The organism is Ancylomarina longa (genome assembly GCF_003996985.1).
GTDB classification, from domain to species: domain Bacteria; phylum Bacteroidota; class Bacteroidia; order Bacteroidales; family Marinifilaceae; genus Ancylomarina_A; species Ancylomarina_A longa.
Map to the genome: position 1 here is coordinate 23,329 of NZ_RJJX01000003.1, position 17,066 is coordinate 40,394.

The 17,066-nt window shown below is 34.5% G+C and carries 13 protein-coding genes and 1 tRNA gene; 4 read left to right on the forward strand and 10 right to left on the reverse strand.

The features are described 5' to 3' along the window. Position 1 precedes the first annotated feature (1 nt). Positions 2-847 (forward strand): hypothetical protein, encoded by an 846-nt coding sequence (locus DLK05_RS03365; RefSeq protein ID WP_127342574.1) that lies wholly within the window; start codon positions 2-4, stop codon positions 845-847. 27 nt (positions 848-874) lie between these two features. Here DLK05_RS03365 and clpX read toward each other — a convergent pair whose 3' ends face one another. The 8 genes from clpX to DLK05_RS03405 all read right to left on the reverse strand — a co-directional run bounded on the left by clpX (position 875) and on the right by DLK05_RS03405 (position 9,921). After that, a complete protein-coding gene (gene clpX / locus DLK05_RS03370; RefSeq protein ID WP_127342575.1) occupies positions 875-2,089 on the reverse strand; it encodes an ATP-dependent Clp protease ATP-binding subunit ClpX in 1,215 nt (404 codons plus the stop codon). A gap of 83 nt (positions 2,090-2,172) precedes the next feature. Continuing rightward, positions 2,173-2,847 (reverse strand): ATP-dependent Clp endopeptidase proteolytic subunit ClpP, encoded by a 675-nt coding sequence (clpP, locus tag DLK05_RS03375; RefSeq protein ID WP_127342576.1) that lies wholly within the window; start codon positions 2,845-2,847, stop codon positions 2,173-2,175. Between the two features lie 149 nt (positions 2,848-2,996). After that, positions 2,997-4,346 (reverse strand): trigger factor, encoded by a 1,350-nt coding sequence (gene tig / locus DLK05_RS03380; protein ID WP_127342577.1) that lies wholly within the window; start codon positions 4,344-4,346, stop codon positions 2,997-2,999. 106 nt (positions 4,347-4,452) lie between these two features. Continuing rightward, positions 4,453-4,534 (reverse strand) — tRNA-Leu (locus DLK05_RS03385). 141 nt (positions 4,535-4,675) lie between these two features. Further along, positions 4,676-5,410, reverse strand: a complete 735-nt coding sequence (lptB, locus tag DLK05_RS03390) for an LPS export ABC transporter ATP-binding protein (protein ID WP_127342578.1) — start codon at positions 5,408-5,410, stop codon at positions 4,676-4,678. 97 nt (positions 5,411-5,507) lie between these two features. After that, positions 5,508-8,024, reverse strand: a complete 2,517-nt coding sequence (locus tag DLK05_RS03395; protein WP_127342579.1) for a DUF5686 and carboxypeptidase-like regulatory domain-containing protein — start codon at positions 8,022-8,024, stop codon at positions 5,508-5,510. A gap of 76 nt (positions 8,025-8,100) precedes the next feature. Further along, positions 8,101-8,925, reverse strand: coding sequence for a twin-arginine translocase subunit TatC (gene tatC / locus DLK05_RS03400; protein ID WP_209319690.1), 825 nt, complete (start codon positions 8,923-8,925; stop codon positions 8,101-8,103). 27 nt (positions 8,926-8,952) lie between these two features. Then, the gene (locus DLK05_RS03405; RefSeq protein ID WP_127342580.1) at positions 8,953-9,921 is read right to left on the reverse strand and encodes a KpsF/GutQ family sugar-phosphate isomerase; all 969 of its coding nucleotides are present in this window, start codon (positions 9,919-9,921) and stop codon (positions 8,953-8,955) included. 259 nt (positions 9,922-10,180) lie between these two features. On the opposite strand from DLK05_RS03405, the gene recQ reads away from it, so the two are divergent. Further along, on the forward strand, positions 10,181-12,358 hold the full coding sequence (gene recQ / locus DLK05_RS03410) for a DNA helicase RecQ (RefSeq protein WP_127342581.1): 2,178 nt from the start codon (positions 10,181-10,183) through the stop codon (positions 12,356-12,358). Between the two features lie 84 nt (positions 12,359-12,442). Here recQ and DLK05_RS03415 read toward each other — a convergent pair whose 3' ends face one another. Beyond that, positions 12,443-13,621, reverse strand: a complete 1,179-nt coding sequence (locus tag DLK05_RS03415; RefSeq protein ID WP_127342582.1) for a hypothetical protein — start codon at positions 13,619-13,621, stop codon at positions 12,443-12,445. Then, positions 13,614-14,642 carry a lysylphosphatidylglycerol synthase transmembrane domain-containing protein gene (locus tag DLK05_RS03420; RefSeq protein WP_127342583.1) on the reverse strand — a complete coding sequence of 343 codons (1,029 nt, stop codon included), beginning with the start codon at positions 14,640-14,642 and terminating at the stop codon, positions 13,614-13,616. The genes DLK05_RS03415 and DLK05_RS03420 overlap by 8 nt, the downstream gene beginning before the upstream one ends. 214 nt (positions 14,643-14,856) lie before the next feature. Here DLK05_RS03420 and rsmA point away from each other — a divergent pair, with 214 nt between their 5' ends. Further along, the gene (rsmA, locus tag DLK05_RS03425) at positions 14,857-15,636 is read left to right on the forward strand and encodes a 16S rRNA (adenine(1518)-N(6)/adenine(1519)-N(6))-dimethyltransferase RsmA (RefSeq protein WP_127342584.1); all 780 of its coding nucleotides are present in this window, start codon (positions 14,857-14,859) and stop codon (positions 15,634-15,636) included. Between the two features lie 24 nt (positions 15,637-15,660). Continuing rightward, a complete protein-coding gene (mgtE, locus tag DLK05_RS03430; protein WP_127342585.1) occupies positions 15,661-17,016 on the forward strand; it encodes a magnesium transporter in 1,356 nt (451 codons plus the stop codon). The last annotated feature ends 50 nt before the right edge of the window (positions 17,017-17,066 follow it).

Below are 17,066 nucleotides of genomic sequence, written 5' to 3' on the forward strand. Positions count from 1 at the left end.
TATGTATCATAATTGGATTAAGGTTTTAGGGTTCTCTCTCTCTGTGATTTGTATGAGTAACTCGTGCTCTTCAGGTGCCGATCCTGATGCGATTATTTTGGATGTATTTTCTGTGCCAGCAGAAAATGCTTTGCAAATTCAAAATGCAGCAAATGATTTATCAATGGACGTGAATGGGATTTTGATGAATAATCTGGATTTCGATCAGGATACGATAAAGGAAAATACTTCGGACTGTTTGAAGGCTTTGATTTATCGAAATACCTTGACTTCTAAATTAGATTCACTTGTATTGGATTATGGTACATCCTACTGTTCCTCTAATGGTGGTAGGTTTAAAGGGAAAGTAATAGTAATTCCAGAGAATGAAAATCTGAAATTATTCACAATTACATTGTCTGATTTTTTTGCCAGTGGATATGAAATTAAAGGTAATGTTGCATTCGAAATTACTGGAGATGTTGTAGGTAAAGATTTTTCGATTACATCTTCCGACTTGACCTTTATTTTGGAGAATACTGAAATTGCATTCAATATTCTAGGTTTAGATAGCAAGTATGTTTTTTTGAATGACGAAGAAGATGATGTCAGTTATATAGATGATGTCTTTAAATTTACAACAAGTATATCAGGCGAAACTCCTGATGGAGCAAGCTTTTCTTTTGATAGTGATGATGGATTAATTTATGCTTATTTGTGTAAGCAAATTATTGGAGGCGAGGCGTTATTTGTTTTATCAAATGTTGGTGAGGCTACTTTTGAATTTGGTGCGGGTGATCCCGTTGATGATTGTGATAATATTGTGAACTTAATAGGAGAAACTGCTAATATTGAGTTTCAATTATAAAAAAAACCGGATATTATCCGGTTTTTTTTATGCGACTTTTAAGCGTTTCAAATTAACTTTTTCAAGTTTATCGCTTGCATATTTTTTGTCGATAAAGATTTTTTTCTCATCACTGGACGGAAGTTCAAACATCGCGTCCATCATGATAGCTTCACAAATTGATCTTAGTCCTCTAGCTCCAAGTTTAAACTCAACAGCTTTATCAACAATATAATCTAAAGCATTAGCCTTAAAGGTTAATTCTATATCGTCAATCTTAAAAAGCTTGGTATATTGTTTAACGATAGAATTCTTGGGTTCGGTAAGAATATTACGAAGCGCAATTTTATCGAGTGGTTCCAAATAAGTTAGAACTGGTAAACGACCAATAATTTCCGGTATTAAGCCAAAAGCTTTTAAGTCTTGAGGAGCAATATATTGTAGTAAATTGCTATGATCTATTTGTTCTTTTTCTTTGCTTGCATTAAATMCAACCACCTGAGTATTCATTCTTTGCGCTATTTTACGTTGAATGCCATCAAAGGCACCACCACAAATAAATAGAACGTTTTTAGTATTCACAGGTATCATTTTCTGATCGGGATGTTTTCTTCCTCCTTGTGGGGGAACATTAACGATAGAACCTTCTAAAAGTTTCAATAATCCTTGCTGAACACCTTCGCCTGATACGTCACGTGTAATAGATGGGTTATCGCTTTTTCGAGCAATTTTATCAATTTCGTCGATGAATACAATGCCTTTTTCTGCAGCATCAATATCATAGTCCGATGCTTGCAATAATCTTGTAAGTATGGACTCAATATCTTCTCCAACATAACCTGCCTCGGTTAATACTGTAGCATCTACAATAGTAAAAGGAACATGTAACATTTTGGCAATGGTTCTCGCCAAAAGGGTTTTACCTGTTCCTGTTTCACCAACCAATATGATATTTGATTTTTCGATTTCAATATCTTCTTCGTCTCTTTCCTGTAATAATCGCTTGTAGTGATTATAAACAGCAACAGAAAGATATTTTTTAGCTTCCTCCTGACCAATTACATATTGATCTAAAAAAGCTTTAATTTCCATTGGTTTTAAAAGCTGAATCTCTTTCAGGTTAAGATCGGAACGATTTTTTAATTCTTCCTGTACAATAGAATATGCCTGATCAATACAGCTATCGCAGATATGACCACTGATCCCAGCTATCAAAAGATTGGTATCTTTCTTTTCTCTCCCACAAAATGAGCATTTATCCATGGTTCTAATTTGTTATACTAAAAATGCAAAGCTAAACATTTTACGATTAACTCTGCATTAGGTTTGTTTAATAATATTTTACTCTATTTTTCACGTAAAAGAACTTCATCAATCATTCCGTATTCTTTTGCTTCCATGGCAGTCATCCAATAATCCCGATCTGAATTTTTTTCAACTTTTTCATAAGTATTCCCTGAATGATCAGCTATAATAGTGTATAATTCTTTCTTTAATTTTAGAATCTCGCGAGCTGTGATCTCAATATCTGAAGCTTGACCTTGAGCACCACCCATTGGCTGGTGAATCATTACTCTTGAATGTTTTAATGCGGATCGCTTTCCTTTTGTTCCGGCTGTAAGTAAAACAGCACCCATAGATGCTGCCATTCCGGTACAGATTGTAGCAACATCGCACTTGATATATTGCATGGTATCGTAGATTCCTAAGCCGGCATGAACTGATCCACCAGGAGTATTGAAGTAGATCTGGATATCTTTGGTATGATCTGTTGATTCCAGGAATAATAACTGTGCCATGATAATATTAGCTACGTCATCATCGATTGGAACGCCCAGAAAAATAATTCGATCCATCATCAAACGTGAGAATACATCCATTGATGCAACATTTAACTGTCTTTCTTCAATAATTGTTGGTGAAATATAGCTGTTGCTGATCGATGTATATTTGTCCAGATTAAGGCTGCTAATGCCTCTATGCTGAGTGGCAAACTTTTTGAATTCGTCTTTTGGTACCATATAGATATGATTTAAATTTCGTAGACCTAAATTAGTCAAATTTTCCCCATTTGAAAAAAATGGATTAACAAAATCTGCTGTTAGACAAAAAAAGAAAACCACGCCTACTAAAAGCGTGGTTTAAGTATAGTTCGTAGAGATTTTAGCAATTATTCAAACATCTTATTGAATTCCTCTGTGCTTAACTCTTTCTCTTCAATTTTGATAGTTTCTTTCAAATATCCAACTACTTTATCATCAAGCTTACGATCATAGATTTTTCTTTGTTCGTCTTGATTTTGCATCATTTGTTGAGCGTAGTTGTTAAGATATTCTTCAGGAACGTCCATCATTCCATATTGTTGGAATTGCATCAATGCTTGCTTCTTAGCAAATTCCATAATTTCTTCTTCACTTACTTTCAAATCGTTTTCTTCAGTCAATCTGGTTTTAATTAACTGCCATTTGAAGTCATCAACGTAGCTTGTGAAATCAGTTTCAACTTGTTCCTCAGTCATTTCTTTGTTGGTTGCAATAATCCAACGTTTCAAGAATGCTTCAGGAAGTTCCATTTTTGATTTCTTAACTAATTTTTCTTTCGCATCGATCAAGAATTTATAGTCACTATCGTTAATCAATTGTTTTTCTATGTCTTCCTTAATTTTATTTTGGAATTCTTCCAATGAAGTAACAGAGCCTTCTCCGAAAACTTTATCGAATAGTTCTTGGTTCAATTCAGCATTAACAAATTTATTGATTTCAGTAATTGTGAATTGGAAATCAGCATCTAAAGTCTCAGCTTCCTCTTTGGAGATATTTAGCATAGATGCCAAATCGGTTTTGTTAGCGAATGCTTTAGCAGGATTGAAAACAATAATATCATTTTTCTTTGTGCCGATGAATTTTTTCTTGGCATCTTCATCAGCCATATATTCTAATGTTATTGCTACATCGTTGCTTACAATACCATCCTCAATTAATTTTCCTTCCGCATCAACTTGTGCGTAATTTCCTTTTAAAAGCTCTTTTTCTTCAACAACTTCAACAGCTTCATTCGATCCAAAACGACGAGCGTGCATTTGAACACCATTCTCAATCATTTTATCATCCACTTTAATCTTGTAGAAGTTTATTTTATCTCTTTTGCTGAGATTTAGAGTGTATTCAGGAGTCAAAGCAATATCGAAGGCAAATTCAAATTCACTATCTTTTTCCCAATCGATTTCTTTTTGATCAGTCTCGTTAGGAAGAGGTTCCCCCATGATTTTTAAATCATTTTCGCGAATGTATTTCATTAGCTCCTGGCTAAGAATTTTGTTAATTTCATCAGCTAAAACAGGAGTACCATACATTTTTTTGATAACACCCATTGGCACTTTGCCTGGGCGGAAACCGTTGATATTTGCTTTTTTACGATGGTCTTTTAAAACATCGTTTACACGACTTTCGTAATCTTCTTTTACGATCTGTAATTTGATTACAGCGTTTAAATCATCAATGTTGGTTTTTGTGATGTTCATTTCTTAGCTATTAAAATATAAAACCTTATGAATTAAAAAAAAACCGCTCAACCATCGACACAATTAGTATCGCAAGCAAGGGCGGTTTAAGGTTATTTTTTTGTTGTGCGGATGAAGGGACTCGAACCCCCACGCCTTACGGCACTAGATCCTAAGTCTAGCGCGGCTACCAATTACGCCACATCCGCGGATTAATTGCGGTGCAAATATAGAGCGGTTTTTTATATTTTGCAATAGCAGTTTGAAAAAAAATAAAGAAATTTAATTTGAAAAATTAAGATCTTCATGGAAGGCTGTCTTACAACGTTTAAGAGCCTTGATGTAACGGTTTATTTTACTGGTTTTCTAAGTTCGAAATTCTTTCCAAGATACACTCTTCTCACGTCTTTATCAGCAGCTAATTCTTCGGCGGTTCCTGATTTTAGAATGTTCCCTTCGAATAGCAAATACGCTCTTTCTGTTATCGATAGGGTTTCTTGAACATTATGGTCGGTAATTAAAATACCAATATTTTTGTCTTTTAGGTGTCGCACAATTTCTTGGATATCTTCAACTGCAATAGGGTCTACACCAGCAAAAGGTTCGTCCAATAGAATGAATTTTGGTTTGATGGAAAGAGCTCTTGCAATTTCTGTTCTTCGTCTTTCTCCTCCTGATAGTTGAATCCCTAAACTTTTTCTAATTTTTTGAAGGCTGAATTCATTCAACATTTCTTCTAGCCTATGTTTCTGATATTTTTTAGAAAAGGAAGACATTTCTAATACAGCTTTAATGTTATCCTCAACACTTAATTTTCGGAAAACTGAAGCTTCCTGTGCCAGATAACCAATTCCAAGCTGAGCCCTTTTATATACAGGTTCATTAGTGATTTCACGTTCATCCAAATAAATTTTCCCACCGTTTGGCTGAATTAAGCCAACAATCATATAAAACGATGTGGTTTTACCAGCACCATTGGGGCCAAGTAATCCAACAATTTCGCCTTGCTTTACATCAACAGAAACACCCTTAACAACGGTTCTGCTTTTGTACCTTTTAATTAAATTTTCAGCTCTTAAAATCATGTTGATTCGAATAGTTTAGCTTTGGAATGGTGCAAATATAATAGAAAAGATCCGGAAAATATTTCTTTCAATATTTTCATCACTATACTGTAATAAGCTAAAATTTTATCTGAAGCATTGCTCGAATTCCAAAATTTTGAAAATCCTGATAAGGATTCTTTTCCAAATGATTGAGACGCCACATGGCATCGATTCTAATGAATTTTAGTATATTCTCCACCCCTACACTTGCCTCAAAATAAGGTTTGCTTACATCTGTTAGTCCTTGTGGAAAGTACATTAAAGCAGTAGTGTTAGCTAAGGAACCATTGTTTTTATCACTTAAACTACCCCACAATCCTTTTCCGGATACGACCGTTCTCCATTTTAATTTTCGGAATAGTGGTATTTTGTTTAATATTAATCCGTTAAAATGGTGTTCCAAAAAAAGGCTAATATATTGATCGCTAGCGAATTCATAGTAGTTCATCATATTAAAGGCAAATGGGTCGTAGGCATAAGTTTCGTTACCTTCGTGCAGATGAAGCAGAGGATAGGGAACTTTGCCAAATAGTTTTCCTCCGGTTATGAGATAATATAGATTTCCAAATGGAGGCAATTCGAGAGTGTGTTCTACGCTAAGATCTAATTTGTAATATTCATTTGTTGAACCCAATATATTCTTCATTCCCATCGTGATATAAAGGTTTACGATTGGTATAGATCCTCCCAGAGACACTCTTTCGAATTCACCCATTACTACCTTTTCGTTTTTAGTCCATCTGGTGCGCAATTCTATTTCCGATGATTTGATATGGGAAACCGGATTTCCTCCATTAATACCAGGGGAAGTAAAAGGAACAAATTCTGTTGGTGTTATGTCACGATACCTAAATTTTATAGTGTTCGAAAACCCTTGGAACCATTCTTTTTCATAATGGGTTTCAAGTTGATTAAGCATGGTTAGCTTATTGTTTGGATTTCTTTTTAGTAGAGATGCCAAAATATTGCCTTCGGTAAAGGCATTAGGACTTTTCCCTAATTGATAAATATCGTGTTTGTATTGAATTCCAAATGTTTCCCGCGGCAACTTGTTTACCATGTATATAAATCCAAGACCGTATTTTAGTCTCTTATCCTTATCACCATAGGCTAAGTGTCCGTTTATCATTATTTTAGTGCTGAAATCGTTGGATGTCCTGCCACCAAACATGATTCTATTACCTTCGATCTCATTAAAACTATATAATTTATAGTAAGGACCATATTCGAAATTACCTTTCACGTAATAGCCAGTTACAAAAGTTTGAATTACATCAATTATATTTTTGTAGAGTGGTACATTCTGGATGGAATCAACCATAGAGTATATTCCTGATTCCCTGGTGGATAATTTAAATGGTCTGGCATTGTCCCAAAACTCTTTTGGCTGTTTTAATGCATCTTCTTTAACAATTACATTATTGTCCAAACGAACAATTTCTTTCTTTATGGGCACATTTAATTTGACATTCTTGAAGGAAACGGTTTTTCGTCCAAAGAATCCCATTTGTTTCGTTGAATCTTTTCCGGTAAGCATAAAATCTACAAATAGATTCTTTTTCTTTGTGAACCATATGCTATCATTTAACTTTTGAAATTCAGTGCTACTTACCATATCTTTTACCCAGTTAAGATTCACTCCTTTTGCAATTCGCATTTGAATATTTTGTATAGCAAAAGTGCTGTCTGCAACCCAAAAATCCCCAATGAATGTTGGTTCTTGTTTTCTTTTTGGTTTAAAGGACATATGATAGCACCAACTGCCTTCGCGATAGGCACTATCCGTAAGATAATACTTATAGTATCGCAAACCGCCATCAGCAATGGGACTTACAAATCCTAAATCGAACATGTTTATGAAGTTATCATAGACGTTCACATTTTGATGTAGTTGGCCTGTGAATTGTGCAATACTAGCATTGTCATTAATTCCAGACATTTGAGAGGCTTTTATGACTTCTCGTTCCACTTTGGGTTTTTTCTGAAAATAATAATCAGATAGAGATTCTGTAATAAAAATCGGTAGATAGGGTTTTCCTGTTATTGCAGAAGTATCCATATAATCGAAAACGAATTGGAATTGGCGCATGATTTTTTTATTCTTAAAATCATCTTTAATGTTATTTAAATCCATTTCCATTTTAGTATAGGTTTCCGCCTGATAGGAATTAAATCGATCTGGATTGTTTTTCGCTTTATTTGCAATGATTTTTCGAAGTAATATATGAGCTGGATTCTCGCCCGGTTTCACAACAATCTCCTGTAAGTCAAATGTTTCTGAAATCAGATTGACGTTTAAGGTTTGAAAATGTCCTTCATTAATGGCGAAAGCCTGTGCTTTATATCCAACAAACGAAATGTAAAGAGAATCTGAAGGTGTTCTTGTTTCCAGAAAATAGTTCCCATCAAAATCAGAAGTGGTGCCAATGGTTGTCCCTTTAAAGGCAATATTTACAAATGGTAAAGGTTGCTTCGTTTCCGCATCAAGAATTTGACCCCTAATTTTTGTGGATTGTGCGATAGAATTATAGCCAAAACCAGTAAATAGAAGAATATATAAACAGAATAATCCTTTCTTAAAGCTTAATGTCATGATATGAGAATAGATTTCAGAACTAAAAATAGACCTGTGAGTAAACAAGATAGATACAAATATTTAGAGTAAATGTTTATTCAGAGGCAACTAGTTGTTTTTTTTGAACACGTTTTGAAATTTTAATTCCGATTTCGTATAACAATACCAGAGGCATACATACTAATATTTGACTAAATATGTCAGGAGGAGTTATGATTGCGGATAAAGTTAATATTACTACAACAGCGTGTTTGCGGTATTTTTTTAAGAATTCAGGAGAAACTAAACCAATCTTACTTAGGAAGTAGATCAGTACAGGAAGTTCAAAGATAACACCACTTGCCAATACAATAGACGTTATGGAAGAGATGTAGGAGTTTAAATTAATTTGATTAAGAACCTGACTACTTATACTATAGGAACCAAGGAAATGAACAGATAAAGGAGTAATCAAATAATATCCAAAAAGAACTCCGATGGCAAAAAGAAAGCTAGTATAGAAAATAGATCCTCTCGCATGTTTCTTTTCATTATCATATAATGCTGGTTTGAGGAAGCACCAGAACTCATAAAAAATATAAGGAAAACTTGCGATGATACCTGCAATAATGGAAACACTAATATGGGTAGCAAATTGGCCTGCCATATTAATATTGATTATCTGGAAAGGTTTCGAATTTATTTTAAGCGATTCAACACCGGTAAGGTCGGACAACCTTGCAAACATTCTGTTCGTGAAAAATTCAGGGTTTTTGGGTGCTAAAATAATTACATCAAAAATGAAATTGTAAAAAATAAAAGCAACAACAGCCAAAACCATAACAGCAATAATGGATCGCATCAAATGCCATCTTAATACTTCAAGATGTTCCAAAAAGCTCATTTGATTTTCATTCGTTCCCTTATTCTCAGTTACCATATAGTTACAATTAGTTCTAGTGAAATGTTAAACAATACCTTCTTTTAATATATCGTGAAGATGAATCATACCCAAGTATTTCCCTGACTCTATGACCGCCAATTGTGTAATATTATTGTTTTCCATTAGATGAAAAGCATTGATAGCCAAAGTCTCCTGTTCTGTTGTTTTAGGGGATGGAGTCATGATTTGCTGTGCTGTTAAATGATTGATTTCATCGTTTTTTTCAAGCATTCGTCTAAGGTCACCATCCGTAATAATTCCAATAAGTTTATCTTCAGAGTCAACAACTGCCGTTGCCCCCATTCTTTTTGAGGAAATCTCAAGGATGACAGAGCGAATATTTTCATTCATAGAAACTTTAGGTGGATTTTCTTTTACAAGTACATCCTCAACTCTTAAGTATAGTTTTTTTCCCAAAGCTCCACCAGGATGATATTTTGCAAAATCCTGACTTGTAAACTGCCTGCATTCAAGAAGTGAAACTGCAAGTGCATCCCCCATAACCAACTGTGCTGTCGTTGAATTTGTTGGTGCTAGATTATTCGGGCAAGCCTCTTTTTCAACTACTGCTTTCAGAATGAAATCGGCTTGTTTAGCCAAAAAAGAATCCAGACCAGAAACCAATGCAATTAGAGAATTCCCCATATTTTTGATGAGCGGGACTAAAACTTTGATTTCGGGAGTATTTCCACTTTTGGAGATGCAGATGATAACATCGTTGGGACGAATCATACCTAAGTCTCCATGTATAGCATCTGCTGCATGCATAAACATGGCAGATGTTCCCGTGGAGTTTAGTGTTGCAACTATCTTATTTGCAATATTGGCGCTTTTTCCAATCCCTGTAATAATAACTCTTCCAGAGCTGTTGAGTATTAATTCAACAATACTGACAAAATCTCCATCAATATAGTTTTTTAATTGACTAATAGTTTTTGCTTCCTCTTCAATGGTGCTTATTGCAATTTGTTTTATATCGTATTCAGCCTTCAAAACTTATCTGTTTTTCTGTTCGTACAAAGCTAATCAAACTCCGAAATTTAAAATGTGAAACATCAATTAAAAAGTGTTAAAAGCGTTTGGAGTTTTGATTTGTACATGTGTTTATCTAAATTTAAAATACAAAAGTATCGAAATTTTGTAACTTGAATATTGATACTAATATAAAATTAATATCAGATTGAAGGTAGCCAATAAATGATTACCTTAGCAAGCCGCAAAATATTTTAAGGAAAGCATATCAAATAAATGTATGGGAAATAACTTTGAATTATCATCAAATTTAAAGAAGTATTTTGGATTCGAACATTTCAAGGGAAATCAGGAACCAGTAATTCAAAATATATTAGATGGGAATGACACATTTGTACTGATGCCTACTGGAGGGGGGAAATCATTGTGCTATCAATTACCTTCCTTAATATTAGAAGGTACCGCAATTGTTATATCACCCCTTATTGCACTAATGAAGAATCAGGTGGATGCGATGAGGAATTTTGGGGAAGACGATGGAATTGCGCACTTTTTGAATTCATCTTTGTCGAAATCGGCAACAATTAAGGTGAAAGAGGATGTAGTAGAAGGTAGAACGAAATTATTATATGTTGCTCCTGAGTCACTGACTAAGGAAAGCAATATTGAATTTCTAAAAAAGATAAAGATTTCTTTCTATGCTGTAGATGAAGCACATTGTATATCGGAATGGGGACATGATTTTCGTCCGGAATACAGAAAAATCAGGCCTATTGTGAATGAAATTGGAAATGCTCCAATCATTGCTTTAACTGCTACCGCAACACCTAAAGTTCAACACGATATTCAAAAGAATCTTGGGATGTTGGATGCAAAAGTTTTTAAATCATCATTTAACCGACCAAATTTATATTACGAGGTCCTTCCTAAAATTAACGCGACAAAGGAAATAATTAAATTTATTCGTGCTAATACAGGAAAATCAGGTATTATTTATTGTTTGAGTAGGAAGAAGGTTGAGGAGTTGGCAGAAACATTGCAGGTAAATGGTATAAAAGCAGTGCCTTATCATGCAGGAATGGATTCTGCTTCTCGTTCTGGAAATCAGGATAAGTTTTTGATGGAGGATGTTGATGTTGTAGTTGCAACCATTGCATTCGGAATGGGAATAGATAAACCTGATGTTCGTTTTGTTATTCATTATGATATTCCCAAAAGTTTGGAAGGGTATTATCAGGAAACAGGTCGTGCAGGAAGAGATGGCGGGGAAGGTAAATGTTTGACTTTCTACAGTTATAAAGATATTCAGAAGTTAGAGAAATTTATGCAAGGAAAGCCAATCGCAGAACAAGAGATCGGTAAGCAGTTGCTAATGGAGACAGTATCCTATGCTGAATCAGCGGTTTGTAGAAGATCTGTTCTGTTGCATTATTTTGGAGAAAATCATACTGAAGAGAATTGTGGTAATTGTGACAATTGTCTTCATCCAAAGAAAGAATTTCAAGGTCAGGAATATGTGATTAAAGCTTTACAGATGGTAAAGGCTGTTAAGGAGCGATTTAAGGTAGACCATCTAGTCGATATTCTTACCGGAGAACAAAACTCAGCAATCAGAACCTATAAGCACGACGAATTGGAAATGTTTGGTTCGGGGAGTGATAAAGATCATCATTTTTGGAATATGGTTTATCGTAGAGCTTTGATTCATTCCTTCATTGAAAAAGATATAGAACAGTATGGTGTAATTAAATTATGTCAGGCTGGGATAAATTTTCTTGAGAAGCCTGTTCCTTTTATGTTGACGGATGATCATGATTTTGAAAGTGTGGATTCTGAGGCTTCAAAGAGTGGAGGGACAGCCGTAATGGACGAAACTTTGCTAGTCATTCTCAAGGATTTGCGAAAAAAAGTCTCTAAGAAAAAGAGTTTGCCACCTTATGTAATTTTTCAGGATCCATCATTAGAGGATATGGCTATTCATTATCCAATTACAATTGAGGAATTATCGCATATTCAAGGTGTTGGTGCCGGTAAGGCAAAACGCTTTGGTAATGATTTCGTGGAATTGATAGCAAAGTATGTAGAGGAGAATGATATCGAAAGAGCTCAGGATATGGTTGTTCGTTCTATTGTGGATAAATCTAAATTTAAAGTTTATATTATTCAAAGTATTGATCGTAAAATGGATTTGGAAGATATTGCCGAAGCTAAGGGGATGGAATTTGAGGAGTTGTTAAAAGAAATGGAAGCTATCATTTATTCAGGAACAAAATTAAATTTGAGTTATTATATTGATGATGTGATAGATGAAGACAGGCAAGAGGAGGTGATTGAATATTTTAGTGAAGCTGATACAGATAATATTGAAGATGCTTTAGATGAGTTAGGGGAAGAAGATTATTCGGAAAGTGATATGCGATTAATGAGGATTATGTTTCATTCAGAGAAGGGATTGTAATGTTATTGTTCTTTCGTAAATGATTTTAGATATTGTTAATATTAGGACAATTAAAAAAGACTGTTTCAAAAACAGTCTTTTTTATTATATAATCTTGGAGCGTTTGAATTTTTTATTTTCATCAAATAATATCCGATAGGTATGATGTATTTTATAAATTTTTGCTCCTATATGATCCATCATGTGTATCATACGTGGATTAAAATCTCCTATCCAGTTTAATTCTAGTGTCTTAAATGGGAAGTTTGCCTCCAGTCCTGATTTGGAAAATTTATATATCATCGCTGCATCAATTCCACGTTTTTGAAATTTTGGAATAACCCCAAATATCAATCCAATAGCATTTTTATTTTTTTTAAGATATTTGTAAAATAAGAAGCGCAATTTTCCAAATAAATTTATTTTTCCTTTTAAATGTCTGAGATATTCATTTAAATCAGGAAGCATAATGAAGAAGCCGATAGGTTCACCTTGATGATATGCAAACCATATTAGCTTTTTGTGCATAATAGGCTGGAGCGATTGGAAAAGACTCTTGGTATTGTTTTCTGTAATTCCTTCAATACCCGGAATTTCGCGCACCCAAGCTTCGTTGTAGATGTAGGCAAAATCCTTAATTAATTGTGCCGTATTTTTCTTTTCAAAATGTACAATACTATAATCAGGGTTGGAAAGTAGTCTATTCGCTTTCCATTTGATTATTTCACTCATGCTCTCCACTTCGAAAGTTGTGCGATAAGTAAATTGCTTAAAATAGATTTGAAATCCATAAGATTCGAAAAGCTCTTGATAGTAAGGGAGGTGGTAGGGCATACAGTATACTGGAACGTGATCCCCTTGAGTGTGAAGTCCCCACCATTGATGTCTTTCGCCAAAATTTATAGGTCCATCCATTGCCTCAATTCCGCGATTTTGAAGCCAATCTTTACAGGTGTTAAATAGTGTGAACGCAGCATTTTTATTGTTGATACATTCAAAAAAGCCCATACCTCCTGTTGGCTGATCGTTCAAGTTTTTAGTGTTCTGATCGATAAAGGCGGCTACACGACCAATAACCAATTCGCTATTGTCTTTAAGAATCCACCTGCAACATTCTCCATGTTGGAACATCTTATTCTTTTCAGGAATGAAAATATTCTCAATGTCTGCATCTAATGGTTGTATCCAATTTTTAACTTCTCGGTACAGCCTTACTGGTAGACTAAGAAACTCCTTCTTTGTTTGAGGAGTGTTTACCTCTATGATTTTGAAATGCTTATTCATCAATCGAAGTAGGTTTTGCTGTACTTATATTGTTTTTATTCACTAATGGTAAAGCGATAACTGATAATGCACCAAGAATAATAATCATACCAGTTTGGGCTCCGTGTACTACAAGGGCAAAACTTCTGGATAAACTTTCTATGTTTGAAATTCCTGGTAGATAAATCAATAGGGTTCCAATCACCATAAAATGCCATGCGCCAATTCCACCTTGTACAGGTGCAACCATTCCAAAACTCCCCATAACGAAAACTGTTAATCCTGCAAGAGCAGGTAAGTTAGAGGTGAATCCAAAACTGAAAAAACAAATGTAGGTCATTAGGTAATACATGATCCAAATGAATACTGTATGGAAAATAAAGGACCATTTTTTTTCTAGTTTTCGAATCGTTCGCAAACCATCCATAAAATTACGTAGTATTCGATCTATTTTTATGAATAAAGCTGTATTCTTAAATCTTTTGCGAAGAAACCAGATGATTAAAGATAAAACTAGAAGAACGTATAGGGTGTTTGCAGAGGCAAATATGTTAGAAAGTTTTTCACTTACATCCGGGTTATTTGATATGAATCTGGTAATAATGGGATATTGGGTGATAGAGGCTATTAAAAGAAAAATTAGAAGCATAATGATATCAAGAGCTCTTTCTAAAACAACAGTTCCAACTAATTTCGAGAAAGAAATACCTTCATATTTACTAATTACACCACATCTGGATATTTCACCCATTCTTGGCAATGCTAGATTGGCAAAATAACCAACCATTACCGCTAGAAAAGTATTTATGGTTCTTGGTTTTTTCCCAAGAGGTTCAATTAACATATTCCAGCGAATGGTTCTGCTTATATGGCTAAGTAAACCGAAAAATAAGGAGAGTAGTATCCAGTAATAGTTAACTTCATGTTCTATAGTATATATTAGTTCTGTAACGTTCTGTCCTCTGTATAAGTACCAAAAAAGTGCAGCGCTAATGAAAAAGAAAATTAGAAATTTGATGATATTAACCAGGTTTTTCTTCAATTTTAATATTTTAATCGTTAGAAATGTTTGAATTGCTTATTCGGCACTATTTTTCCCAAGCAATATCAAATAGTTTGACTATTAAGTCCTAAATTTACCGAGCAAATTTAAGCTACAAAAATAAGTAAATGTTTCAAATCTCCCTTGAATTGCTATTATTTTTAATTTTTGTTAAAATATAGGACTATTCAGGATGTGATTAATTAATAGAATTATGGGGTACGTACGGGCGAAGAAAAACTTAGGTCAACATTTTTTAAAAGATCTTAATATTGCTAAAAAAATAGTTGCCGGATTAAAAGCCGAAAATATCTCCAAGGTATTGGAAATTGGCCCGGGAATGGGAGTGTTAACACAGTTTCTGTTAGAGGAAACTCGTTACGAGACTTCGGTGGTTGAAATTGATACTGAATCGGTAGCTTATCTAAAAGAGAACTTTCCGGGTCTTTCTGATCGGATTATTGGAGAGGATTTCCTTAAGTATAATCTTTCTAACTTGTTTAAAGAGCAATTTGCTATTATTGGAAATTTTCCTTACAATATTTCTTCTCAAATATTTTTTAAAGTTCTAGCTCATCGAGATCAAATACCAGAGGTGGTTGGTATGATTCAAAAAGAGGTTGCGGAACGGATGTGTTCCTGTCCTGGAAATAAAACCTATGGTATCTTAAGTGTGCTTATGCAAGCTTTTTATAAAATAGAATATTTATTCACTGTGAGTGAAAAAGTTTTTGCGCCACCACCAAAGGTTAAGTCCGCAGTCATCCGAATGGAACGTAATAACAGAAATGCGCTGAACTGTGACGAGTCCCTATTTTTCCGGGTGGTAAAGACTGGATTTAATCAGCGTAGAAAAACGTTGCGGAATTCATTGAAACCTATCTTGGGGGATCGGAAACTAGCAGAGGATATAATGGCTCTAAGACCAGAACAATTAAGTGTTGATCAGTTCATTGATCTAACCAATAAAATTGAGCATTTGTTACAGGATTAAATAACGACCTTAAAAATCAATATCATGCAATTTGAATTGACTCGTGAATATATCGATATTCTCAAAACAATTATCGAAAATAAGAATGAAGCCGAGGCCATTGCTTTGATGAAAGAATTGCATCCTGCTGATATTGCTGAGATTTACGATGAATTAAATATCGAGGAAGCAAAGTTTCTATATCTTCTTTTGGATGGTGATACCGCAGCAGATGTATTGGCTGAATTGGAAGATGATGACCGGGATAGATTTTTAAAGATCTTACCACTTGAGGTTATTGCCAAAAAGTTCATTGATAGAATGGACTCCGATGATGCTGCGGATGTGATCGGTAGTTTATCCGAAGAGCAACGGGAGGGGATACTCTCTCATATAGATGATATTGAACAGGCTGGAGACATTGTAGATTTACTTCATTACGATGAAGATACCGCAGGTGGTTTGATGGCTAAAGAAATGGTGATCGTTAATGAGAACTGGACCGTTCTTACCTGTTTGAGAGAACTTAGTCGACAAGCTGAGGATATTGATGAAATTTACTATGTATATGTAGTGGATGACGACGGGGTTTTAAAAGGAACTTTATCCTTAAAAAAAATGATATTAAGTTCTACTTCGGCCAAAATAAGTAATATCTATCAACCTGATGCGATGTCTGTTCGTACTGAGGAGAGTGATGAAGTGGTTGCTAGAATTATGGAGAAATACGACTTGATCGCTATTCCAGTAGTAGATAGTATCGGAAGGTTGATGGGGCGTATCACGATTGATGATGTGGTTGATGTAATTCGTGATGAAGCGGAGAAAGATTACCAATTAGCATCAGGTATTAGTGAGGATGTGGAATCAAACGATTCAATTTGGTTACAAACCAGAGCCCGTTTGCCTTGGTTGTTGATCGGATTAATGGGCGGTATTTGTAGTGCATTGGTTATTTCTGTTCATGAAAATGATTTGGGAATAAATCCAGCAATGGCGTTTTTTATCCCACTAATTACAGCAATGGGAGGAAATGTCGGTGTACAATCTTCAGCGATAATCGTTCAGGGAATAGCAAATAAATCCTTGGGAATGGAAAGTACTTTTAGCAGATTGATGAGAGAGCTTATGGGAGCTTTTGTGAATGGGATAACTTGCTCTTCTATTGTATTTTTATATAATTCTTTATTCTCTGATTCTTATGCACTAACGATTAGTGTATCTGCTGCATTGTTTTCCGTTATTATTTTTGCATCCATTTTTGGTACTTTAATACCATTGTCTCTACATAAAATTAAAATTGATCCTGCTCTTGCTACGGGTCCGTTTGTTACAACACTTAATGATATTGTAGGCTTATTAATTTATCTTTCGATTGGCGCATATTTTTACGGATTATAGGTTTGTTGATTTTTATCATGGAGTAGCCGTAAAGGATTCAATTATTAATA

Coding starts and splice junctions, on each gene's coding strand:
- DLK05_RS03365 (WP_127342574.1), top strand. CDS start 2: ATGTATCATAATTGGATTAAGGTTTTAGGGTTCTCTCTCTCTGTGATT.
- clpP (WP_127342576.1), bottom strand. CDS start 2,847: ATGGTACCAAAAGACGAATTCAAAAAGTTTGCCACTCAGCATAGAGGC.
- tig (WP_127342577.1), bottom strand. CDS start 4,346: ATGAACATCACAAAAACCAACATTGATGATTTAAACGCTGTAATCAAA.
- lptB (WP_127342578.1), bottom strand. CDS start 5,410: ATGATTTTAAGAGCTGAAAATTTAATTAAAAGGTACAAAAGCAGAACC.
- DLK05_RS03395 (WP_127342579.1), bottom strand. CDS start 8,024: ATGACATTAAGCTTTAAGAAAGGATTATTCTGTTTATATATTCTTCTA.
- tatC (WP_209319690.1), bottom strand. CDS start 8,925: ATGGTAACTGAGAATAAGGGAACGAATGAAAATCAAATGAGCTTTTTG.
- recQ (WP_127342581.1), top strand. CDS start 10,181: ATGGGAAATAACTTTGAATTATCATCAAATTTAAAGAAGTATTTTGGA.
- DLK05_RS03415 (WP_127342582.1), bottom strand. CDS start 13,621: ATGAATAAGCATTTCAAAATCATAGAGGTAAACACTCCTCAAACAAAG.
- rsmA (WP_127342584.1), top strand. CDS start 14,857: ATGGGGTACGTACGGGCGAAGAAAAACTTAGGTCAACATTTTTTAAAA.
- mgtE (WP_127342585.1), top strand. CDS start 15,661: ATGCAATTTGAATTGACTCGTGAATATATCGATATTCTCAAAACAATT.